The organism is Runella sp. CRIBMP, assembly GCF_009905605.1.
Lineage (GTDB): Bacteria > Bacteroidota > Bacteroidia > Cytophagales > Spirosomataceae > Runella.
Map to the genome: position 1 here is coordinate 1 of NZ_JAAAKZ010000023.1, position 22,260 is coordinate 22,260.

At 43.2% G+C, this 22,260-nt stretch carries 17 protein-coding genes; 2 read left to right on the forward strand and 15 right to left on the reverse strand.

Going from position 1 to position 22,260, the window contains the following annotated elements:
- The 13 genes from GVN20_RS27095 to GVN20_RS27155 all read right to left on the reverse strand — a co-directional run.
- The coding region (locus tag GVN20_RS27095) for a Calx-beta domain-containing protein (RefSeq protein ID WP_166561354.1) at positions 1-5,321 on the reverse strand (5,321 nt) is incomplete at its 3' end.
- A gap of 265 nt (positions 5,322-5,586) precedes the next feature.
- On the reverse strand, positions 5,587-5,883 hold the full coding sequence (locus GVN20_RS27100; protein WP_114464135.1) for a DUF6916 family protein: 297 nt from the start codon (positions 5,881-5,883) through the stop codon (positions 5,587-5,589).
- A 13-nt stretch (positions 5,884-5,896) separates the two neighbouring features.
- Positions 5,897-6,385 carry a GNAT family N-acetyltransferase gene (locus GVN20_RS27105; RefSeq protein ID WP_166561355.1) on the reverse strand — a complete coding sequence of 163 codons (489 nt, stop codon included), beginning with the start codon at positions 6,383-6,385 and terminating at the stop codon, positions 5,897-5,899.
- Between the two features lie 13 nt (positions 6,386-6,398).
- On the reverse strand, positions 6,399-6,914 hold the full coding sequence (locus GVN20_RS27110) for a phage tail protein (RefSeq protein ID WP_166561356.1): 516 nt from the start codon (positions 6,912-6,914) through the stop codon (positions 6,399-6,401).
- A 91-nt stretch (positions 6,915-7,005) separates the two neighbouring features.
- Entirely contained in the window at positions 7,006-7,515 is a 510-nt protein-coding gene (locus GVN20_RS27115; protein ID WP_166561357.1) for a phage tail protein, read from the reverse strand.
- A 35-nt stretch (positions 7,516-7,550) separates the two neighbouring features.
- Positions 7,551-8,060, reverse strand: coding sequence for a phage tail protein (locus tag GVN20_RS27120; protein ID WP_166561358.1), 510 nt, complete (start codon positions 8,058-8,060; stop codon positions 7,551-7,553).
- A gap of 347 nt (positions 8,061-8,407) precedes the next feature.
- Positions 8,408-9,049 (reverse strand): hypothetical protein, encoded by a 642-nt coding sequence (locus GVN20_RS27125; protein WP_166561359.1) that lies wholly within the window; start codon positions 9,047-9,049, stop codon positions 8,408-8,410.
- A 97-nt stretch (positions 9,050-9,146) separates the two neighbouring features.
- A complete protein-coding gene (locus GVN20_RS27130; RefSeq protein WP_114464154.1) occupies positions 9,147-9,470 on the reverse strand; it encodes a hypothetical protein in 324 nt (107 codons plus the stop codon).
- A 407-nt stretch (positions 9,471-9,877) separates the two neighbouring features.
- Positions 9,878-11,014, reverse strand: a complete 1,137-nt coding sequence (locus GVN20_RS27135; RefSeq protein ID WP_114464142.1) for a hypothetical protein — start codon at positions 11,012-11,014, stop codon at positions 9,878-9,880.
- A gap of 14 nt (positions 11,015-11,028) precedes the next feature.
- A complete protein-coding gene (locus tag GVN20_RS27140; protein WP_114464143.1) occupies positions 11,029-12,270 on the reverse strand; it encodes a toprim domain-containing protein in 1,242 nt (413 codons plus the stop codon).
- 39 nt (positions 12,271-12,309) lie between these two features.
- On the reverse strand, positions 12,310-13,290 hold the full coding sequence (locus tag GVN20_RS27145) for a hypothetical protein (protein ID WP_166561360.1): 981 nt from the start codon (positions 13,288-13,290) through the stop codon (positions 12,310-12,312).
- Between the two features lie 12 nt (positions 13,291-13,302).
- The gene (locus GVN20_RS27150) at positions 13,303-14,247 is read right to left on the reverse strand and encodes a ParA family protein (protein ID WP_114464146.1); all 945 of its coding nucleotides are present in this window, start codon (positions 14,245-14,247) and stop codon (positions 13,303-13,305) included.
- A gap of 672 nt (positions 14,248-14,919) precedes the next feature.
- Positions 14,920-15,192, reverse strand: a complete 273-nt coding sequence (locus tag GVN20_RS27155) for a hypothetical protein (protein ID WP_166561361.1) — start codon at positions 15,190-15,192, stop codon at positions 14,920-14,922.
- Between the two features lie 176 nt (positions 15,193-15,368).
- On the opposite strand from GVN20_RS27155, the gene GVN20_RS27160 reads away from it, so the two are divergent.
- Positions 15,369-15,773 carry a nuclear transport factor 2 family protein gene (locus GVN20_RS27160; protein WP_166561362.1) on the forward strand — a complete coding sequence of 135 codons (405 nt, stop codon included), beginning with the start codon at positions 15,369-15,371 and terminating at the stop codon, positions 15,771-15,773.
- A gap of 43 nt (positions 15,774-15,816) precedes the next feature.
- Here the strand turns inward: GVN20_RS27160 and GVN20_RS27165 are convergent, their stop codons facing one another.
- Together GVN20_RS27165 and GVN20_RS27175 are read right to left on the reverse strand one after the other, a co-directional pair.
- Positions 15,817-16,995 (reverse strand): ATP-binding protein, encoded by a 1,179-nt coding sequence (locus tag GVN20_RS27165; RefSeq protein ID WP_166561363.1) that lies wholly within the window; start codon positions 16,993-16,995, stop codon positions 15,817-15,819.
- Between the two features lie 1,080 nt (positions 16,996-18,075).
- Entirely contained in the window at positions 18,076-18,819 is a 744-nt protein-coding gene (locus tag GVN20_RS27175) for a DeoR/GlpR family DNA-binding transcription regulator (RefSeq protein ID WP_166561365.1), read from the reverse strand.
- A 237-nt stretch (positions 18,820-19,056) separates the two neighbouring features.
- On the opposite strand from GVN20_RS27175, the gene GVN20_RS27180 reads away from it, so the two are divergent.
- Positions 19,057-22,242, forward strand: coding sequence for a SusC/RagA family TonB-linked outer membrane protein (locus tag GVN20_RS27180; protein ID WP_166561366.1), 3,186 nt, complete (start codon positions 19,057-19,059; stop codon positions 22,240-22,242).
- Positions 22,243-22,260: the final 18 nt, after the last annotated feature.

A 22,260-nucleotide genomic window follows, 5' to 3' on the forward strand; every position in this document is an offset into this window, starting at 1 on the left:
CCCGCAGCAAAGGTTACTACTTGGTTGGTGATGCCGGTGTAATCATTATCGGCCGTGGTGGCGGTGCCATCTGTGGTTGAGAAATTTACCGTCACTGCTACATCCACTGGATTACTTAATGAAACACTAAACACCTGGGGTGTTATCGCTTCTGACTGACTCACATTGCCGACCAAAGCTACCGTGGCCGCGTCGTCGTTCGTTATGGTGCCTGTCTGTGGGCTGCCCGCCGTAGTCACTTCCACAGGAGCAAGCGTAATAGCTCCCAAAGCCACCGTAAAGGCTTCATCCAATTCGACTTTGTTATCGCCATTGACCAACACAGTAATCGTTTTTTGTTCTCCCGACGTTCCCGTAAATGTCAATGTACCGTCGTTATCGGTATAATCGTTATCGGCCGTAGAAGCGGTGCCGTTAGTGGTGGTATAAGCTACCGACAAGCCACCCTGTACGGGGTTATTAAGCGTAGCCGTGAAAGTGTAACTGGTCGTACCTGCGGATCCTTCGTTTTTGGCAGTGCCGCCACTGAGCGTAACTACGGCCGCATCGTCGTTGGTAATGGTACCTTGCCCTTGCCCATCGGAAATGGAACCATTGCTTAAATTGGACAGGTTTACGAAGAAGGTTTCATTGGGTTCTACCTTTAGGTCTCCGTTGAGCGTAATGACAATATCCTCTGAGGCATCCCCAACTGCAAAAGTAAGCATTCCATTTTTGGCAACATAATCATTGTCGGCAGTGGTGGCCGTATTATCAGCGGTTTGATAATCAATGGTTTCAGCCGTAGCTGTGCTGTTACGCGTTACCGTAAAAGTCAGGGTTGTTGTTCCTGAATTTCCTTCTGAAATGGTGGCATCGCTGATGCTGAAAGAAAGGTCATTATCCTGAATGGTTCCCAACCCTTGATTATCAGCGAAGGTGACATCCGCTGCTCCCATAATATTGGTCAGATTCACAAAGAAAGTTTCGTTTGATTCGCCAACAACATCTCCCAAGACGGACACTGAAACGGTCTGCGTTTGTCCAGCACCGTTTGCCGGAAACGTTAATGTACCAGAATTAGTGGTATAATCCCCACCAGCGTTAGCAGTGCCGGGAGCGGTGGCAAAATCAACCGTCACAGCGGAGCTTACCACTTGACTGAGGGTTACGTTGAAGGTAAAAGTTGTGGTACCCGCATCCCCTTCCGCCTGCGTCACATCGTTGATAGAAATCGTAGCGGCATCGTCGTTGGTAATGGTGCCGGTACCGGTGCCCGAAGGCCCTGAAATGACTACATTTCGCCCGGAGGCCACTACCGAGCTCAGCGACACTGTAAAGGTTTCATTGGGTTCTACTTTCAGGTCACCGTTGACTACTACGTTAAATGTTTTGGTTTCTCCAGCCGTACCCGTAAAGTTGAGGGTCGTACTGTTGGCCACATAATCATTGTCGGCGGTGGTCGCGGTACCGTTTGTAGTGGCGATATTCACCGACGCAGCGGCATCAATAGCTTTGTCGAGGGTAACAGTGAAGCTGTAATTCTGGGTTCCAGCATTTCCTTCATTCTGAGAGACACTATTGACCGAGAAGGTGGCTTGGTCGTCATTGGTAATGCTTCCCGCTCCAGTCGCATCGGTCAGGATTACTCCAGCGGGTGCTCCCGACAAAATCACCGAAAAGGCTTCATTTAATTCCACAATATCATCGGCATTGACAGACACATTCACCGTGGCCGTTGGACTTCCATTTGCCGCAAAGCTCACGGTACCATTGGTGATAGCGGTAAAATCCGTTCCACTGACGGCTGTTCCTCCCAGGGTATTAACCGTCAAATCAAAAGCGGTCGTAACGTCATTGCGCGTAACGGTGAATCCAAAAGTAGTCGTTCCTCCACCGTTACCTTCCGCCAATGTTACATCAGAAATGGTAACGTTTATCGGCGTTTTAAACCCAAAATCAAGGGTCGTATTGTTTTCTACTAAACCACCAGCAAAGTCTAGCGTAATGGCCTGACTCGCAATTGACCCCGAAAGAGCATCTTGCCCGTTGTCGTCATTATCGGTATTATTGTCGGGATCAGGAGCAGCTCCTTGCGGGCTTGACAGTAACCCATCAAGCTCTTGCCCTGCGCCAAACTCGGCGGCGGGAATTTGTACGATATAATCACCAGAACAAAGGTTTGAGAAAAGGTATAGACCTCCACCGGCAGTGGTGGTGGTGCTTACAAAAGCGTCTGTACCATCCAGTACTCCCGGAACTGAGCCATTGTCCTGATAAAGGTTAACGACCACGCCAACGATGCCTGCATCGCCCCCGTCAAAGGTGCCATTTTTATTATTGTCTCGGTATACCAGATTGCCCAGGCTGTGTTTGCTGAGTTGGGTCACCGTTGGGTTAACAGGGCTTCCGGCTACATCATCCGTCTGAATGGTGGTGAAGTTGCCGCCACTCACAGTGCCTTGATTGGAGATTTGACATACACCAGCAGGCAAAGGAGTATCGATGGATACTTGGAATTTGATTATAATATTTTGTCCGGCAGGCAGCAGAAAGCCTCCTACACCACCCACCGTTACAGTTTCTCCGGATAATACCACAGCTCGGCGAGCGGCTTCTTCCACTTCGTTGGTTGCCTTGGAAGGACCCGGAATGGTTGTCAGCGCATCGGGTTCATTTTTGACTTCTTCCCGCACTTGAGCTACTTCAACCTCAGGCCTATCTTTCTCTATAATAGCGAGCGGTTCGGCGGCAATGCGGGCGGCAGAGTGGCCGGGTGTAAGACAGGTAGCGGTACTAACAAAGTAGGCAGGAGTACCGGTTTCGGTTTGCAACATACCTCCTGTGTTAGTGTTGCCCCTATCTGCCCAATAGGTAGGGACGTTGGGGCCGTCGTCTCCCTGCAGGCGCAAATCACCCGAGGTAGGGTCAAGATCTCTAACCCGGATGGCTCGCGTGCCTGAAGGACCAGTGACATTGTTGTTTAGTACATCACTACAGAGGATGTTGAATTCATCATTAGCTACTCCGGTTCCACCCACTCTCAGTTCAATACCTTCTGTACTGTTTGCATCTCTCGTAATGTTATTATTGTCTACAAAAAAATCAAGGCGACCGGCTGAGGTTGTAGCAACCCGGGCAATTCCTAAGACGGTTTCTTGACCATTGACATTGGTAATGTTGGTATTGCTGCGGATTTCGTATTTGGCTGAACTGTTTTGTTCATGCAGCATTCGTATGGTCGCAAATATTGTAGCTGCAGCGTTACTATGGCCAATATTGGTATTATTATTGAGTCGACCATTCAAAGTAGAAGTGTTAAAGGTAGAACTGAGTACTGCTACTTCATTAGAAGCTTCAATATCCGTGCAGTTAACGATATTGTAATTGATGGTTGCCGTACCTACTGACCCCACTTCAATCCCTGCCATAGGGGTTCCAAAACGCTGAACCTTACAGTTGTTAATGTTAATATTCATGGTAGAACTACCCTCAGCAATGACTTGGATCCCTTTCGTGCCCGCTCTTTGGAAAAGGCTATTCGTAAGATTAATCGTAGCGGTAGCCGATGATTGAGTACGGGCTTCAAAACAATCCGCTCCAGTTGGGTCATTGAAAGTACAGTTATTGACCGTCAAATTAAGCGACCCGGTGTTGTTGATGAGGTGGAAAGTTCGAACGGCGGATGTTTGAAACGTAGAGTTGGTAATGGAACAGGTGCCACTCAGGTTGCGGAACTTCAGGGCATTTTCATCTTCAGAACTAGCATCACCATTGTTCACGGCAGTACAGTTGTCCATGGTAAGATTGCTCACATTCAAGCCCACAATACCGTGCTCTTTAGTAGCCCCGATGTCTATATTATGAAATGCAACCGTATTTACTATATTCATGTAAATAGCCGCAAAACAAGCCGCTACATCGTCTTCGTCGCATTGGGTATCAAAACCGGCATCACTGACTGAATTGGCAGAAGGCAAACTCATGTTTCTCAGGGTGATGTTGGTAGCGTTCCTTATCTCAATACCCCGGCCGGAAATATTGGTCAAAGTACCGCCGGAAGCATCCGTAGTTCCCGTACCCGTTACTTCAAAGCTACCCGTGGTAGTGAAGATACTAATGGCATTGGCAGAATTGGAAGCGGTAATACTTTGGATAATCACATCCAAAGCACCATTGTTAAAATTGACCCCTACACCTCCGGTATTTGTAATGCTAACTTCCCGAACCAAGGCAGAGGTAAAGTTATTCCCTTGCAGCGCCGTACCACCGGTGTTGTTGATATTGACCCCACGCACTTGGTTCTGTGACTGCATGTTGATGGTATTGGCAGCCTGATTGATGGTGGGGCGGGTACCACCGACCGTAGGAATAGTCGCCGGTGAGATGGGTGGATGAGTGGAAAAAGTAACCCCTGCCAAAGCAGCGAGACTGGCCCCTGTGGCACCTTGCCCGATCAGTTTTTGCTGGCCCAGTAAAGCGGTGTTGGTCGTATTTGTATAAGTTCCTGTATAGACAAAGATATTGTCGCCCGTTTCATCAAGGGATGAGCTGTTGAAGGCGTTCATGGTATTAAATGGCGAGTTGATGCGCCCATCTCCACCGCTGGCAGCACCGGCATTGATGAACCAAATCATGCCGGTCATTGTGATAGTGACCGTATTAATGGAGGTGAATGTACCATCGGAGATAGTATAAGTGAACGTAGTGGCACCTGTAAAGCCCGGATTGGGATTAAAAGTAAAACTACCATCGGCAGCAAATGTAACCTGCCCCTCCGTACCGGTCTGATTAACTGCGGTTACACTGATCACGTCGCCAGCATCTAAGTTGACATCATTTGAGGTAAGTCCCGATGCCGCAGGAACGGAAATAGATACGTTACCTACGGTAGAATAGGCATCCTTAACCGCAATTGGTGCCGATTTGACTGAGCCGGGTACCAACGTAGTATTGGGATCAACGGTATCTGTAAAATTCACCGCAGTGGCATCGTCCGGACCCGTATTGGCAATGGTGACTGTATACTCAATGACATCACCGGGGGTAGGGCCCGCAGTACCGTTGTCTGTTCCTACCAACACGGCGGTTTTAATGGCTGTAACGGCCGGTGCCAACAACGCGGCCGTACCCTGAGTGAGGACGGAAGAAGTCACCGGTTCGGTGATAAATGGGCTGGGGCGACGAGGAGAGGCAGGAAATGTCCCTTTGGTGCCATTGACCGCATGAGGATTTGAACGTTGCGTTGTGCCATTGACCGAAAGCGTTTCCTCCGGCGGATTCAGCATTCCAATCAGTAAACTGAGCAGAATACTCACAGAAAAAGGTAGTGTAAATTTCATGACATAGAGCTTTTCTTTGTTTGAGAAGTAAATCTGATTTTAATTTATGGGCAGTTATTATGCACCCATAATTCAATAAAATGGCCTTAAAAACTCCGCCTGATTTCAATGTGATTTAAGTTGAATTCACGGTATCTAAGGTCATAAAATGCAATGTTATCAATGATTTATATTTAATGCATTTTGGTTTATGCATTGTTATTGTCCTGTGCTTTCCATCCTACCTTTTACAGAGCGATTGGTTCATTTGCTCCCGATGTTTATGCTAACTTATAACCACCTCATAGCGCATACCTTTTGTACCAAGTCCGATGGGTACCATAAAAAGTACCAGCTCGCCTACGGTGGGGTGCACCAGTACAAAAGTTCCCTGTAAATAGTAGGTTTGAGTCAGCCCCGTCTCAAATTCGAGCGTAAATGGCTGACGAAATTTATCTGATTCACTTCCCCATGTCGATACCCTGATAAGTTGGGAAGACTGAATTGTGTCAGGCGTAAAACGAATAGAAAAGTTTTGATTTAAGTAGGGTTGAAAATCAGCAACAGTAATTTTTTCTACCATAATAAATAGTGTTTTAAGGAGTATTGGCCGCTGGCTTCCACTCATATAAGTAATACACAGAATTAAACTCCCCAATTTTTCGGAAATTGAGGCGTTCGTATAATTTCAGGGCTGGGTTATTATATTCCACATGAATCGTTACTGTTTTACCTAATTCTGCTCCTTTGTTAAGCACCGATTCGAGCATTTTTTTTCCAATGCCTCTACGGCGATAATCGGGTAATAAAGCAATATCCATTATCCTGACTTCGCTGGGGCTGTAGTTCCAATGTACATACATCCTACCCACAGAAACTCCATCATTCTCAATAATTTGCAAATTTGCACCTTGATAAAACTCCTGATAATACTGGTGCTGGGCCATGAATTGCTGCGTCAGAAACGCTCGTTTATCGGCTTCACTCCATTCAGGCACCAGGGCCATTTCATCGGCCCTGGTGCTGGCATAAATGTCTAATAGCGTAGGAAGGTCTGCTTCCGTGATGGGTCTCAACGATACCATACTTTACTTTTAACTAGGTTCTTGGCGGAAAAACGCCCTGCAATGCAATGTTGAAATAAAAGGTTAGATACGGCATCATGTTGTTGTGCGGGTTATCCCCACCCGCGGGCGCTATCGTATTGACCGACATTTGAGTCCCTCCAGGGGGTGGATTTGTCTTGTACACATTGGCCCGGGCAACAAATGCACCTCCGGGAGTTGATTGTAACCCGCTGTCATTGGCGGCCCGAACTATATGACTGTGCGACGGTATTTCAGATTCCAGCAACGTTACCGTTTCACTTCCACCAGTTTCTCCCAAATCGTGTAGGGACAATCCTGGCCCTTGTCCAGGGTGCATTGGAGCACGTCCTTGCAAATCAGGCAAGGCAAAATTTGACTTACCGTTGCCTCCATAAGTTGTTCCCAAGAGAGAGAAAAGCGCGGTATTTTGTGAAAGTGGCAAAAGCTGACCATCGCACCAAGCCCAGCCTTTAGGGGCAAAATTGAAAGGAAAGATACGTATTTCTGCTACAAATGGATCTGCCATGATTATGTATATTTTGTAGTCAGTAGCCGTGTTTTAAGCATATTGGCCTACTAGACGGGGATGAAAAAATCTATTTTTAATTTTCAAACAATTAGGTAGGCGATGGAAAAATTCCAAATAATGAAATGATGAAATCAACGCACAGATAGGGTTGAAAATTGGTGTGGGGTTGTGAGCCTCCCACAGGATTGACCATTGAGGGAGACATATCCACTAAACCACCCGAACTATCTGTTGTATATGCATCTGCGGAGGCATTTCTAGCCAATACCGCCCCCGCAGGGCTGCCACCACTGCCATTCGTATCTGTACCCATAAATGAATGACTATGCGCAGGAATTTGCTGCGTGGTAAGGGTAATTTCTTCTGCCCCTCCTGTTTCGGCCAAAACAAAGCCGTTTCCTTGATGAATGGGGATTCTGCCGCGCAAATCTGGCAAGGCAAAGGTAGATTCACCGTCACCACCGTAGGTTGTTCCAATCAATTGAAACAAGGTCTCATTTTCTGAAATGGGCAGCAATTGTCCTTCACAGAACATCCACCCCGCGGGAGCAAAGTTACCAGCAAAGATTCTTACTTCACCAACATAAGGTTGTGCCATGGTTTTTCATACGTTATAGGTTTGCAAAATGGGTTTTAATTCGGACTCGGGAAGATTCCCTGCAATGCAATCGAAAAACTTAGCGTTAGAAACGGTTGCATATTGAGGTGAGCCTGACTCCCTCCCGTAGAAGTAACCATTGCGGGATTCATCGCAACCAACGCTGATGCCCCTCCCCCATAAAACTCCGAAGGACTTGTAACAGCAAAATACGTCGAACTGTTCGGTGTAATAGAATCTTGGGTTAATGGAGATGCACTTACAAGGTGACTATGCGTAGGCAACTCTGCTACTGAAATCGTATGCGCCTGCTCACCTCCACGCTCGCCCAAGGTATGCCCGCTACCAACGTGAATCGGTGTACGCCCTCTTAAATCTGGCAAGGCAAAATTGACCCGCCCATCTCCGCCAAATGTGGTCCCCAACAATGAAAAGAGCGCCTGATTTTGGTTAATTGGCAATAACTGACCATTGCATAATGCCCAGCCTTTGGGCGGAAACACAAAGCTCATAATTCGAATTTCTGATAAAAAAGGTTCTGCCATAACAATGAGTTTTTAGATAAATAAACGAGAACGAAACTGAAAAGTATGAATAGAAAAATATCAGATTTCTCAAGCGCTCAGCACATGCCAATATTCAGTTTTGGATGGGTGGTTGATCGTTTTTAAATGCTTTTTAGTACCTTGAAAAAAATCAAATAAATCAATCCGTCCACAAATCACAGCACTTTATTAAGAAATAATGGATTGTCTTTTAAAAGACTTTTAAAGTAGGGGAGATAATAAAATAAATAACCAAACTATTGCTCAAAGCAAGCAATCACCGAAAATTATGGAAAGGTTTAGGTTTTGATAACGAATTTATGTGCAACATACTACGGGGAATGTAGCTATACAGCCATCTGTAGGGCATGCTCCAGATGATACTCTTGTTTAAAAAGAAGCTCCGACTGATTCCAAATTTGGATATTGGCCTGAACACTCGTTGAATTTAACATTATCTTCAAGTCTATGTGCCCTTTTCGGGTATTGTAACTCAAGGATTTTGTTTCTCTGACATAAGCGGGCAACAGAAAATCTGGCAACTGTCCCTCTGGAAGCTGTGTCTCAAGTGAATCGACTGACTTTAGAATTGTATCTGCTTCGTATGCATTGATTGATTTTACGTACTTCCATTGTTTATCATGAAGTTGTTCGTAAAACACAAAAGCCCAATCAATACACCCCAATGAAGCGACTTTTAACTGCATCGGCACGAGCACTAAGTTGAAGTGAGCTAACTGAAACGCCCTTGTTTGAGAAAATTGGTAATTACTTTTAAGGAAATTATGAGATGTTTCCTCGAATACCTTCATAAAAACGGGATCAGACCAACATGCATCAGATACCTTAAATTCAAACGCTTCCACCAGACGCTCCAACAACCCTTTGTTTAAATTTTTAGTTTTTTCCGTTGCTTGTATCAGTGACGAATCTAACAATGTCAATGAAATTGCCGATAACGTATTCCCAATAAAAACACGTCTTTTCATAAAATACAGAGTTCATAAACAATTAAGTAGTGCTAATATATTACTATTTATATTGCGTTAGTAAAATATTCATAATTTATTTTTTTAAAATACAATTTTAATGTTCTTTTTCTCGCTGTATTGTTCTATTATTTTGATCATTATCTATCTTTTGTTTTAACTGTTCATTTTCTAAAATGTATCGCTGTAGCTGGCCTTTTAGGTAGGCATTTTCAGAAAGCAAAGCCGAAATCATTTTTTCTGTTTCGTCATAAGGTACTGCTTCTTCTGATTGTTTGGCTTGATTTGCGTATCCACGACAAGTGCCGCAACAATATTTAGCCGTTGAGCGACTAGCATAGAAAAGCGTACCGCACCAAAGGCAGTTTTTTTCAAACACTTTGGCGTTGTATTTAAAATCGGAGCGGTCTAATTTTGGCATTGCTTTAGTTGTTTTTTTATCGTTACTATTTCGTTTTAAATATACACAAATCATTTAAATAATTTTTCAAAAATATAAATATTTTTTTCCCTCATAACTATATAAAAATTATATTATATTATATATATGGTCGCAATCTTATAGCGGTAAAAAAACATAAATATCTATTTATCAAGTAATTAAGAAATTTAATCAGGTCGCAATCTTATAGTGCTCTGTCTTTTGGTCGCAATCTTATAGCGGTAAATGGCGCTCTGGTCGCAATCTTATAGCGGTAAATGGCACTCTGGTCGCAATCTTATAGCGGTCGGTCGCAATCTTATAGCGGTAAATGGCACTCCGGTCGCAATCTTATAGCGGTAAAACCCCCTTCCGGTCGCAATCTTATAGGGGTGAGTTGTATTTTTCTAAGAATCCTCTTGTTTTTCTTCGTTCAGATTTTTGATGTAGCTATCCAAAAGGTCTTGAAGGCTCAAATCCTCCGTTTTTTCATGTTCAGACATAAAACTTGCCTTGTAAACATCCCGAATAATTCGGTCTTTTAGTTCTTTATCATACTCCCGATTGGTAAGCCACTGCTGAAACAACTCAAAATTGTCGTCATACTGTGGAAACTGATCATCAAACGCCTGGCGCAAGCGTTCATTGAGCAATTTAAAGAACAGGTTCTTTTTGTTACCCTCCAGATGAAGTTGTGAAGAATCAAAAATAAGGCGAATACTGTAGGCTTGTTTCTGGCCTTTTTCGGCAAAAAATTCAATCTGAAATTTTAGGTCAGAGTTGTCTGCGATGTTTTTAAGGTACTTATGTAGCGTAAATTTTCGGTGTTTTGGAAGCTGGTCTTCAATATTGGCAATCTCACAAAGCAGGTCAAAATTGGGCGTCAGCACGTTTGTATTGTTATAAATCAGCACATTTTGCATACCCGCCAAATAGATATACAGGTTTTTGATTCGGCCACTATTTTTATTTGAAGCTACCCGAAGATAATCTTTGAGGCTCAGCGTGACATAAAAACTGATTAAATTTTCGACAAATCCACGGCCAAGCTTAAACGAATAAAAGCGTTTCTGAGGGCGATTCACGTTGTAACTCACCCGTATGTCACTTATTATCTGCACAAAAGACACGTTAAGTTCTTTCATGCTCGGGATTTGAGTTTTCTCAATACGGGAAAGCGGAATATTATTGGCAGCCAGTCGATAAAGAGTATACTCAAATACACTTTTAAACTCATGCCCCAACAGTGTAGGCGGCTTAATCATACCCGCCTCAAAAACAGGATGTGTTTTCTGTAAGTTAGGCGATTTGTAGCCCATTAGTTTACAAAAATCATTGATACCGAAGTTGGTATACCCAAACAAATCAGTTTTGTATGAATGCGCCAGAAAGATGATAATGTCCCGGGCCAAGGTGGCATCTTCTTTAAAATTACGCTGTATATCGGGCAGATTGTAAAAAAGGTTCCGGTCTAGTCGGACCCTGTCCAACCACTCCTGTGCGTTATTGGGAATAAAGACTAAGGGTTCTGATTTGGAATTCATAGGGGTGTAATGTATCAAAATGACATATCGCTGTAATTAGGGTCTCGCTTTGCCATCAGCTGTAAATCTTCGTTAAAGTCTTTCGTGTAGGGCCGGTGTATTTTCAGCCAATGATGAGGTGGCTTTTCATTCACCAATAAGGTTTCAAGTTCTTCAAAGTGAATCGGTGCCGTATCCAGATGTACATCCACCCAACCGTCTTTGCGAGAAGCCACAAATTTTTGAGCAGTTTTGAAATACCGTTTGACCATTGCTTCAAGCTCATGAATCAGCGTCTCGGGCTTCTCTATCTCATAACGCAATGAAAAAAATAGTTTTTGTCCCTGTAAATGAATGGTTGTTTTAAGGTTACATGGGCAAGTAGGGTGCAGGAGCAGTCCCATCAATTTTACATTCTGTTGCGTACCCGCTTTGTCATTATCATTAGCCAATATGATTTGTTGTGGTTGGTAGAGTTCTATCAGGTATTGAATAAGGTTTGGTTGGGTTTCGCTTAGATTACCAGCAGTTGCTACATACAGTCGGCTTTCTTGGGGCCCAGGTCCATAAAGTTGATGGTACGAAAGGGCATCAATGGGGCTTTCGGTAATTACCATCGTACACTTTTTGGGGGGAGGCAATGCCAAATTTGAAATCCAGCAAGCATCACCGCGCGGGCGCTCAATCTTATTATAATGCGTATTCCGAACAATCGCGGCTACCACGCCCGTTTGATTTCGCAACGGGAAAACGGTGTTTACATAATGGATTCCGTTGTGTTCAAAGGTTTTGTTAAACACTTGGCCATGAAAGCAATCTGCCATAATGGTGTCTGACTCAATTCCACGTTGAGTTAAGTAAGAGATGTCAAAAAGTGGCTCAAACTTAAAGTCGTATTCAGCGTCAAATTGCGCTTCGGGCGGGGCTGTGGGCCGTAATACCTTTTTAGGTTTTTTAAGTTTACCAGTATTTTGTTCATTCAAAAAACCATCTAACGATGCAAAAACAACCCGCCAATTACGGTTGCTACGGTTGTATTCAAAAGTCAAGATACTGCCGTTATCTTTTGTGTCCAACGGATTGAAGTAGCCCTGATAGCCAGTATTTTGGTTTTGGTAAACAACAATTATATCTCCATCTGACTTCAACACCACATAGTTACGGGATGTTTTTAGAGAATTAATGGTATAACCTTTCCACTGCGCAAATTCAACTAAATCGATCTGCGCTTTGTAATATTCCCATTGGTGTTTTCCTTCTAAAGTTAGTTTTTCCATGAAATAGGAAGTTTAAACCCACTCATTACCACTATAAGATTACGACCATGAAGGGATAATTTTCTTGATTTTTGAGGCGCAACGTATAATTTCATCACAAATAGCAGCATCTCCCGTTTGTTGCAGTTGCTTGGTTAATTCAGTCAACTGTCGAATCAGGGCTTCACGAGGCGTTTCTTCCACTGACTTGACAACTACTTTTTTGACAATGCTCGGCACCTTTGCCACCTCTTCAATTTCTTCAATCGTAGCTATTGGTAATGTTTGCACCTCTGACTTACCAATCTGCTGGATGAGCGTCTTATTAACCTTGGTTTTACCCGCCAATATTTCAGATTTCAAGGCAGGTTCTAGCTTCTCCAAACCCGACGCAAACTCAGCATCACGCTTGATTGTTTTACCGCTAACGTTATAACGTTTCCCAAGTTTTTCGGACGTTGAAAGGGTTTCTTGAGCATAAGGGACATTTTGTCCCTTATGCTCTCCCCCCCCTAAAATTGAGGTACTTTCAACTACTTCATTACCATAAGGGACATTTTGTCCCTTATGCTCTAGTCGTTCATATTTTCCTTTTTCTTTTTTCTCAGTGAGGTACTTCATTCCCCTCAAATAAGAAATTTGTTCAGCAGTTAAATTGCGCCTACCCAATTGATTATCAATCATATACTGCCTAACGTCATATAAATTTTTAAAATCCACCAAATGAATTTTAAAGTCTATTCCGTGTTTTGAGCAAATACTATAACGATTGTGTCCGTCGATTAGGACATAAATAGCGGCTGTCCCTTTTGTCTCGGGGGCAATGATTTCTTCCGTTGTCTGCCAAATCAGCAAGGCTTCCCGACATCCTTCTCGCAATATATTTTGCTCCAATTGGTGCAATTCATCGGATAGTAAAGGCGGGATGAGTTGTTCTAATTCTGGCAAAATCTGAATCTGTTTTTTGATTTCTTCAAACTGCAACAGACCCTGATCTTTGATGATTTTTTTCTCCCCCAGAGAAATCTGATACTTTTTCATGGACAGTTAATTTTAGTGGCTCGAAAGCTCCTGTGCTAACTTGAGGTAATCCTGCGCTCCGTTGGAATCGGATGCATATTCAAAAATGTCTTGTTGAGCAATCTGCGATTCTTTCAACGCAACATTCTGACGAATGATGGTATTGAAAATTTTAAAACTGGCTAACGACTCTTTGATATAATCAATCATATCGCGGTGCACTTTGAGACGTGCGTCCACCATCGTCAACACAATTCCTTCAATGGTCAATTCGTAATTGATACGGTCACGTACTTGCGTAATTCGGTCAAACAAGTTATTGACACCCTTCAACGCCGACGCTTCGGGCTGGAGCGTAACCAAGCAGCCAGTAGAGGCTACCAGCGCCGAATTGGTAAAAATATTGAGGGCCGGTGGACAATCAATAAAAATGTAATCGTATTGATTACGAATGGGGGCAATGGCGTTTTTGAGCTGATTAACGCCACCAACGGCCTGTACTAATTCTAAATCAGCATACGCCAATTCTAAATCACTAGGCGATAAATCATAATTTTCGGCGATGGCGTACACTGGCAATGTATCTCCCTTCAAAAGTGCCTGTACTACTTGTTTTTCTGGACTATCGTAGCCTAATGCCTGCGAAAGATTGCCCTGAGAATCCATGTCAATCAGCAGCACTCGATAACCTAATTTTACCAATGCTTTGCCAAGATTCAGGGTAGTCGTCGTCTTACCTACGCCGCCTTTATGGTTCACCACGGAAATAACCTTTGCTCGGGTACTGGCAAACTCCTTAAATCCATATTTGATGAGTATAGGATACAAGCTCGCCAAGTGCTTAGGATTGAGTTGGCGATCTCCAGTTAAGGCTTTTGAAAGGGTACTGCCTGGCAATTGGGCCTCTTTCTCCAATACAGATAAGGAAAGGGCAGGGTTTTGTTTTAAAAAAGAAATGGCTTTTTCGTGGGTAAGCATAAATCAGTAATTTGTCCTAAATTTAAGACAAATTGTTTTTTTTGTCAAGAATGTTTGACAAAAAAGTAGCGCATTGTCGGAAATCCAGTCAAATTTCCGTTTATAAAGTTCTTCCAGTGTCTCAACCTTGTCCTATTACAAAACTGGTACTACTCAAAAATTGCCAACCCCTAATTTGCAGTGTCGATGCTCACGTATTTTTTATCAGGTCGATAACTGATATTACAATTTTAGTTGAAGTGGAAAATCTCATTTAACAAATTTTGTAAATTCCTATGAAAGTGGTTCATCGTCACATTTGGTGAAAGTCGGGGTTTCCCATCAGAATGACTCTTTTGCGGAGCAGCTCAAAATTCGCCCTTCCATACATTTGAAGTTTAATATTTTTTTGCCGATTAACCGCTCCAGCGGCCTGGTTGCCCTTTGGCCTGTCCATTGCTCCGTTCGGAGGGGGAGGCTTGGAAAATAGCTTAAAGATGCGGAACGCCGCCCGCCTCTTTAATTCCTCTGACAAATCCTTTCAGCGATTCCACTCCTCATTCAGGCGCTTTATTACACTAATCAATCCTGAAGCTGATTCCCTTGCTTTGTCTTTATAAGTTGCCTAAACTCTAAAGCAATTTCTCTGACGGCCTTGATGAGTGGGTTTTCTTCTTAAAGTTTCCTTAAAAATTAAATAGGCATATAATCTTCCCAATCATTCTGATACATCTCTAACCAAATACTTAATTGTTTGGAAGAATAGTAAGTTACTTTTACCGACGCCAGCAGTGGTTCCAAGACTGATTGGGGATACTTTCTTTCCATCTTATAGACTGTAGCTTGAGAATAAGTGAATCCTTTATCGCTAATTTCTTCATATAATACTTTGGCCGACTGCTGCCCTTGCTGCCAACGCTGTTGCAGATAGGTCTCAAAATCAAAAATATTACAACGATATTGCATCCCATTGGGAATCGCAGGATGGCCCGTGCCATCAGTTTGCTAAACTGCTTGGTCATTTCTTTGTTGTTTGCCAGGCCGCCGTCGAGGTCACTACAAAGATGAGACGATTCCCATTACTTTTCTATTTCCAAACAAGCTCTTAGCTTTGTCAAGCTATTTTAAAGAGATACAAAAAAATGAATACCTCAACTAATATTCAACTTGTTCAAAACAATTATATGGCTTTTAGTAAAGGCGATATGAATACCTTCTTTGGTAATTTATCCGATCATTTCGTTTGGGAGTCTCTTTATCCCGAAATAGTCCCATACGGAGGAGTGTATGTAGGAAAACAGCAAGTGGATAACATGCTTCAAAGTATGGGGAGTAATTTAGATATTCGTATGTTTTCCCCAGAGGAGTTTTTTATCAATCATAATAAGGTAGTCGTCATCGGACAAGAAACAGCCATTGTCAAAAATACAGGCAAGACCTATCATCAACGTTGGGTACACATTTGGGAGGTTGACGAAAACCACAAGCTTACTCGTATTACCTCTTATAACGACACGGATGCCATAAAAGAGGCTTTTTTAAAATAATAAATAGGGACAGAGCATGGTAAGTGATAAACAGTAAGTGAAATCAATTGAAAGCGTTAAGCCCGAAACGGCGCATATTTTTGGATAAAGTGGCAATACTACATACCCATACATTTGGTTTCAGGGCATAATCGTTGGCCGAAGGAGTGACGATCAGCAACGGGGGATTGCCCAAATCCTGTAAAGAAATTGTATTCCCTTTGGAAATTGTCGGCGAATCAGACAGTTTAATTTCAATGGCCAGTGAAATACCCAGCCCCTGTTCAATGACCAAATCAAGTTCTGAGCCGTCTTGCGAACGATAAAAAAAAGGCAGAGCTTCGGGTGGTAGTAAACTGATGATTTCCTGAATGATATATCCTTCCCAAGAGCCTCCAGCCACAAGATGCCCTAATAAAGAATCCAACTCTTTAATATTGAGAAGATGATGTAACAGTCCGCTATCTCGAATGTAAATCTTCGGTGATTTTACCAATCGTTTCCCAATATTGATAAAATAAGACTGAAGCCTTCTGATAAGAAATGCCTGTTCGAGAAAATCAATGGCATTTTTAACAGTTGGTTGGCTAACACCCAATGAATTCGCTAACATACTGTAATTCAGCACCCCACCCTGCATACCAGCAATCATCATCAAAAGACGGCGCATCAATAGAGGAGAAACCGAAAGTCCCAATTGTGGCAAATCTCTTTCCAAATAACTCCTTAAAAAATCGGTAAGCCACAGATTTCTGCTTTTGTCGTTTTTGGCAAGGTAAGACAGCGGAAACCCGCCCCAAAGCCAATGGTCTCGGTAGTTTGCAGGTGCAATTTCTCGATAGTGAAACGGGTGCATTTCAACATAAGAGATTCGCCCAGCCAACGATTCTGCCGAATTTTTGAGCAAATCGGGGGAGGCTGACCCTAATAAAATAAAGCGTCCGGCTTCCCGTTTTTGGTCAATCAACCCGCGTAATAAAACAAATATATCAGGCAACCGATGGATTTCATCAAATATGACCGTCAAATTATCATTGTTCTTTAAATACAACTCTGCATCAAATGACAGTTTTGCCAAATCAGAGGGAATTTCTAAATCTAAATAAAGGCTTTCTTTCGGTAGCACTGCCCGAAGGATTTTTACTAAAGTGGTTTTGCCTACTTGACGCGGCCCTAAAATGGCGGTTACGGGAAAATGATTTACCCGAAATAACAATTCGTTTTCTACTTCTCTCTGAATCATTTATGAGAAAATTATTCCTGCAAATATAAATTAATATTTTAAATATGCAGGAATAAAAATCGCGTATTTTAATGGATAATAAACTAAATATAAACTAGAAATCCTCAATAACTAGCTCTGTAGGACTCATTTACCAACGGGTATTTTCATCAGTCTTTAGCCGACAGAGATTTGAAATTCATCACTCACACAATAGCCCAAAATTGCCAAAATCTTCCAGATATTGGTCATTTTGAGTACAAAAAAACGGGTAAAAACGTTAGGGGCAGCGGCTGGATAGTGCAAATAGCTAAGGCCCAAAGGCACTATTGCCTCCATCCTTAATCATATAAGTGTGTAATATGGTTACCAAATAGGGTATTTTGCGGGCGATTACAACGTCCAGAACTTCATCCTAGCCTTGTTTGGTGAGCGCACTTACAACAACGTCACCCGTAAAAACCACCAAATCGGGTTTTATTTCATCAAGAGTACTCCGCATCAATGCTATTGATTTTTTGGAGGGCGCCGCCCCCGCTTTATAATGAATGTCAGTGAACTGAACAATACGTAAAGTACTATCGGAGCGAAACTGAAGCTCTTGCGATCTAGAGTCGATACTGAAGAGTAAAAAGAATGTAACAAAAGAAAGAGAGAGGAAAAAGAGTTTCTGATATTGATTAATACTCAATCTCCAAGAAAGTGGCCTACTGGTATGGGTTGCATTCTTTTGTATGAATAATAAAATGAGTAAATATTGTAACCTATTCAAATAGTAGTTTTGGAGAACTCATTGGTCGAATTAACTTTTGTATACTTTTATCTATTTAATGCATTTAATTTTGCATACATAGATTAGTATACAGGTTTATCTTACAAAATAGCCTTAAAAACGAACGACAATTGTTCGATCTTGTTTACTAAAATCATTGCTCGGTTTGTACAATTAGACCTGCGTTTTTTTGTACATGACAAGTCATCACATTTTAAATCAAAACTCAGAAATACTGTACTTTCCATAATGGAATGGTGGGATCCGATATGGCTGTTTTGTTGAGGTGTGGCTGGCTTAGTAAATTCTTGGATAACGTTTTTATTTATCTACAAAATAATCATTCCTCTTTGGGTGTATTTACTAAATCGAGGAGAGTCGGGAGAGAGCTCAGTGATTAAGAAATCAATATCATTCAGCTCACAAACGCGAAGGCGTTGTGTACTCCCGAGTTTTTCACTAATAGTGACAATCGCCGTTCTTTTACAGGCCTTTATCATTGCTTTTTTTACCTGAACTGCCTCCAAATCAGAATCTGTAATCCCTTCGCTATCAATAGAATTTGTTCCTAAAATACACAGATCTGCACTGATGTCATTAATTCGACTGATTACTTCCCCGCCAACACTTATTTGAGAGTTTTTTACCAATTGACCTCCAAAAAAAATAACTTCCACATTGGGGTGGTCGCAGAGTTGCAACGCAGTGGTCAAGCTTACAGTAAAAAAAGTTGCGTGTAAATTCTGCGGCAATGCCCTCACTAATTCTCGAACGGTGGTTCCCCCACCAATCATTACAAACATCCCATTTTCAATCAATGAAGCTGCTTTTTGGGCAATTATTGTTTTCTCAGAGAAGGCATAAGTACTACTCGGAACATAATCATAATGATACGATTTTGACAGTGCACCTCCGTGTACTTTTATCAATTCACCCGCCTCCGCTAATTCATTCAAATCTCGACGAATTGTATCTTCCGATACGTTCAGCATTGCTCCTAAATCTGCCGACAAAGCCCGGTTATGAAGGTTCACTTGTTTCATTATGAATGCCTGACGTTCTCGTTTCAGCATGTGTGCTTGGACTTGGTGCATATTCATACTACCTTTTGATGTAAACCTGCAAATAAATGCAATTATAACAACTGCTTTTAATTAAAAAAGTAAAATCTATTAAAAATCTATGGTTTATTTATCAAAAAAATCACAAAAAGCGAAAAAAAAATAAAATTTCGTGTCGAGATATGCAGTTTTTTTGCATATTTATTGCGGTTTTTTGCCGATTTCAATAAACATCTTTTTTCAACCACTATGAGCCAAAATAATTACATTAAAAACAACGCAGAAAGACTGCGTTTGGTAGTGCGGCGAACGGTTGGAACAACCTTAGCGATTTTATTTTCGCTTAACGTTTGGGCCCAATCGTATACCGTAAAAGGAAAAGTAACCGACACCAACGGACAGCCAATACCTGGTGCTACCGTACAGGTGCCTGGAACTGCGACCGGAACCGCCGCCAACATTGACGGCGAATTTACCCTGCCTTTGACAGGAAACGTAAAACTAACTTTCAGCGCCGTGGGTTACAGTTCGGTTAGCCGCGACGTTACTTCAAGCCAATCTATTGTCAATGTATCTCTTCGGGAAGACCAACTCAATCTGGACGAAGTGGTCGTGACGGGGTCTACCTTACGCGCCGAGCGCCGTCAATTGGGAAATGCCATTACGACCATTAAAGCCGATAATTTGGAGAAATCAGGCACACCGAACTTAGTAAGCGCCCTCCAGGGTAAAGTACCTGGAGCCCAAATCACCCAAAACTCTGGTGACCCAGCGGGTGGAATTACGATTCGCCTGCGCGGCGTAAAATCCATTCAAGGAAGCTCGGATCCGTTGTACGTTATTGACGGGGTAATCGTCAACAACGAAACATCTTCCGTGTCACAACTCGCCCTTTCGTTGGGTGGGCAAGCACCGAATACGTCGCTGGGGACCAACCGTTTGGCAGACATTAACCCTAACGACATTGAGAGCCTAAACGTCATTAATGGAGCCGCGGCAGCAGCCCAATATGGCTCACGAGCTGCCAACGGCGTAGTCATTATCACGACCAAACGTGGTAAATCAGGCGCGCCTAAAATCAACTTTTCGACAAGTTTTTCTTCCAATGAACTCCGAAAAGGCGTCTTTATTTCTACGCTTGGCAAACAATTCGGATTTCCTGCTTTACGCTTACACACTATTGGCGTGATTACACCAGCTCAGGTAGCCGCCAACCCAGGTACAACGACCGTAGGAATCGTACGCGATGGCGCCACATCGCAATTGGCTTCCAACCTAGTGGACGTAACCCGTTACAATTATTTCGACCAAATTTTCCGTACGGGACTCGGCAACGACAACACCGTCTCCATTTCGGGCGGAACAGACCGCACCCAGTATTTCATTTCAGCGTCTTACATGAAAAACGAAGGAATTGTGAAAGGAGTTGATTTTCGGCGGGTGGGCTTGCGCGCACGCGTTGACCAACGACTTACCAACTGGGCTAAGCTATCGGCTGGACTAAATTATTCCAACAGTTTTTCCAATGAAAAACCCAACGGAAACGTGTTTTATAGCCCCATTAATTCCGTCACAATTACCAACAACATTTACGACATCACACAACGCGATGCCGCTGGTAACTTGTTGGCGGTGGAACCAACACGCGTAAATCCATTGACTACGGTAGAAGCCATGCAGTTTACACAAGCCGTAAACCGCACAATTGCCGACGCACAACTTAACCTTACGCCTATCAAAGGATTAGGAATTGACTGGATTGTGGGAGTTGACACTTATTCTCAATTAGGGAAAAACTACATCCCACCGTATCCTTACCAAGCAGTAGCAGGATTACCAGCCGAGCGCTATCCTGATGGTTTTGCCGCCAATGCCACCAACAACGTAACGCAATTCAACAGTGATATTAACGCTACCTACGAAATCGACCTGAGCAAAGACCTTAAACTCAATGCGGCGGCGGGCTTCAACTATCAGTTTTACCAAGCTGATTTTACCAGGGCAAGCGGTTTGAATACGGCACCATTCATCGAAACGGTAAGCGGAGCCGCCAGCACCACCGTAACGGCAGGGTATGGCTTAGACCGTTATAATTTGAGCGGCTTCTTTGCGCAAGCAACCATTGGTTACAAAAACTTAGCCTTCCTTACTGGAGCTATTCGTCGCGACCGTTCTTCTAAATTTTCACCCGCTGAAACCAACCAAACCTATCCTAAAATAAGCGGTAGTTTTGTCGTTTCAGACTTAGAATTTTGGGAAAACAGCGGCCTGACTGGTATTTGGGATGGTTTTAAACTTCGTGCTTCGTACGGACAGGCGGGTAACCTGACGGGAATTGGAAGCTACAGCCGTTTTTGGCAGTTCTCTCCCGTTCCATTCTTGGGTAGAAACACCATTATCCCAGGCAGTACCTTGGCCAACCCTCGCGTACGTCCAGAGCGAATGGAGGAAGTTGAAGTGGGAGCTGACCTTTCCTTCTTGAAAAGCAGAGTGAACATCGGTGTTTCGGTCTATAACCAGCAAATTAAAGACCTCGTTGTTAACCGCGAATTAGCTCCTTCAACGGGTGGTACTGGTATCGTAAACAACGTAGGAACGATGGAAAATAAAGGTTTTGAAATTAGCCTGAACGCATTGGCCGTAAAGAAAAATGATTTCTCTGCCGACTTTACGGTGATTTACAACCAAAATCGTAACAAAATTTTGGACATTGACCAAGGCAATCCCAGAACGTCAACCCTCACCATCGGCAACTCGGCAGGCGCGCCAGTGTTCTTGATTGAAGGACAGCCGGCCAGTGTATTTTATGGATGGCCCTATGCTTACAATTCCGACGGCTCACTACTCTTGACGCCTCAAAACCTTCCCCAGCGAGAGCGCGGAACCCAAGACCCCAATGATCCTACTAAATTTACCGTGAGTCGCGCGGCTGATGGGCAGCCTACTGGTGCCTTTGTACGGACGGTTATCGGAAATCCCAACCCAAAATGGACGGGTTCATTCAGTGGGAATTTTACTTATAAAAAAGTAGGCCTTCGCTTTTTATTGGATGCCGTTCAAGGCGTACAGGTGTTCAACGCCGACAAACGCACGCGTAACAACGTCGGTATCGGTGACATCGCCGAAGCAGAAATGCTCGGAACCATGGCACGCGGCTACGTATTTTCACTGGCCAACATCGAAGAATATCGCGTAGATGACGGCTCATTCACCAAATTGCGTGAGTTGGCGCTTACGTACCAATTGCCTAAAGTAAAGGGAATCACGAATTGGAACGTTTCTTTGATTGGACGGAACCTGATTTCTTGGGATAAATACAACGGTTTTGACCCCGAAACCAACGCTGGAAACAACAGCGATATTTTGCGCGGGGTTGACTTCGGTAACGTGCCCATTCCCCGTACCTATCAGGTGCAGTTGAACCTATCGTTTTAATTTGAAACCGTGAATTTT

What these genes read in the sequence shown, in the direction of transcription:
- GVN20_RS27100 (WP_114464135.1), bottom strand. Translation starts at nt 5,883, where the DNA reads ATGGTAGAAAAAATTACTGTTGCTGATTTTCAACCCTACTTAAATCAA.
- GVN20_RS27105 (WP_166561355.1), bottom strand. Translation starts at nt 6,385, where the DNA reads ATGGTATCGTTGAGACCCATCACGGAAGCAGACCTTCCTACGCTATTA.
- GVN20_RS27110 (WP_166561356.1), bottom strand. Translation starts at nt 6,914, where the DNA reads ATGGCAGATCCATTTGTAGCAGAAATACGTATCTTTCCTTTCAATTTT.
- GVN20_RS27115 (WP_166561357.1), bottom strand. Translation starts at nt 7,515, where the DNA reads ATGGCACAACCTTATGTTGGTGAAGTAAGAATCTTTGCTGGTAACTTT.
- GVN20_RS27120 (WP_166561358.1), bottom strand. Translation starts at nt 8,060, where the DNA reads ATGGCAGAACCTTTTTTATCAGAAATTCGAATTATGAGCTTTGTGTTT.
- GVN20_RS27125 (WP_166561359.1), bottom strand. Translation starts at nt 9,049, where the DNA reads ATGAAAAGACGTGTTTTTATTGGGAATACGTTATCGGCAATTTCATTG.
- GVN20_RS27130 (WP_114464154.1), bottom strand. Translation starts at nt 9,470, where the DNA reads ATGCCAAAATTAGACCGCTCCGATTTTAAATACAACGCCAAAGTGTTT.
- GVN20_RS27135 (WP_114464142.1), bottom strand. Translation starts at nt 11,014, where the DNA reads ATGAATTCCAAATCAGAACCCTTAGTCTTTATTCCCAATAACGCACAG.
- GVN20_RS27140 (WP_114464143.1), bottom strand. Translation starts at nt 12,270, where the DNA reads ATGGAAAAACTAACTTTAGAAGGAAAACACCAATGGGAATATTACAAA.
- GVN20_RS27145 (WP_166561360.1), bottom strand. Translation starts at nt 13,290, where the DNA reads ATGAAAAAGTATCAGATTTCTCTGGGGGAGAAAAAAATCATCAAAGAT.
- GVN20_RS27150 (WP_114464146.1), bottom strand. Translation starts at nt 14,247, where the DNA reads ATGCTTACCCACGAAAAAGCCATTTCTTTTTTAAAACAAAACCCTGCC.
- GVN20_RS27155 (WP_166561361.1), bottom strand. Translation starts at nt 15,192, where the DNA reads ATGCAATATCGTTGTAATATTTTTGATTTTGAGACCTATCTGCAACAG.
- GVN20_RS27160 (WP_166561362.1), top strand. Translation starts at nt 15,369, where the DNA reads ATGAATACCTCAACTAATATTCAACTTGTTCAAAACAATTATATGGCT.
- GVN20_RS27165 (WP_166561363.1), bottom strand. Translation starts at nt 16,995, where the DNA reads ATGATTCAGAGAGAAGTAGAAAACGAATTGTTATTTCGGGTAAATCAT.
- GVN20_RS27175 (WP_166561365.1), bottom strand. Translation starts at nt 18,819, where the DNA reads ATGCTGAAACGAGAACGTCAGGCATTCATAATGAAACAAGTGAACCTT.
- GVN20_RS27180 (WP_166561366.1), top strand. Translation starts at nt 19,057, where the DNA reads ATGAGCCAAAATAATTACATTAAAAACAACGCAGAAAGACTGCGTTTG.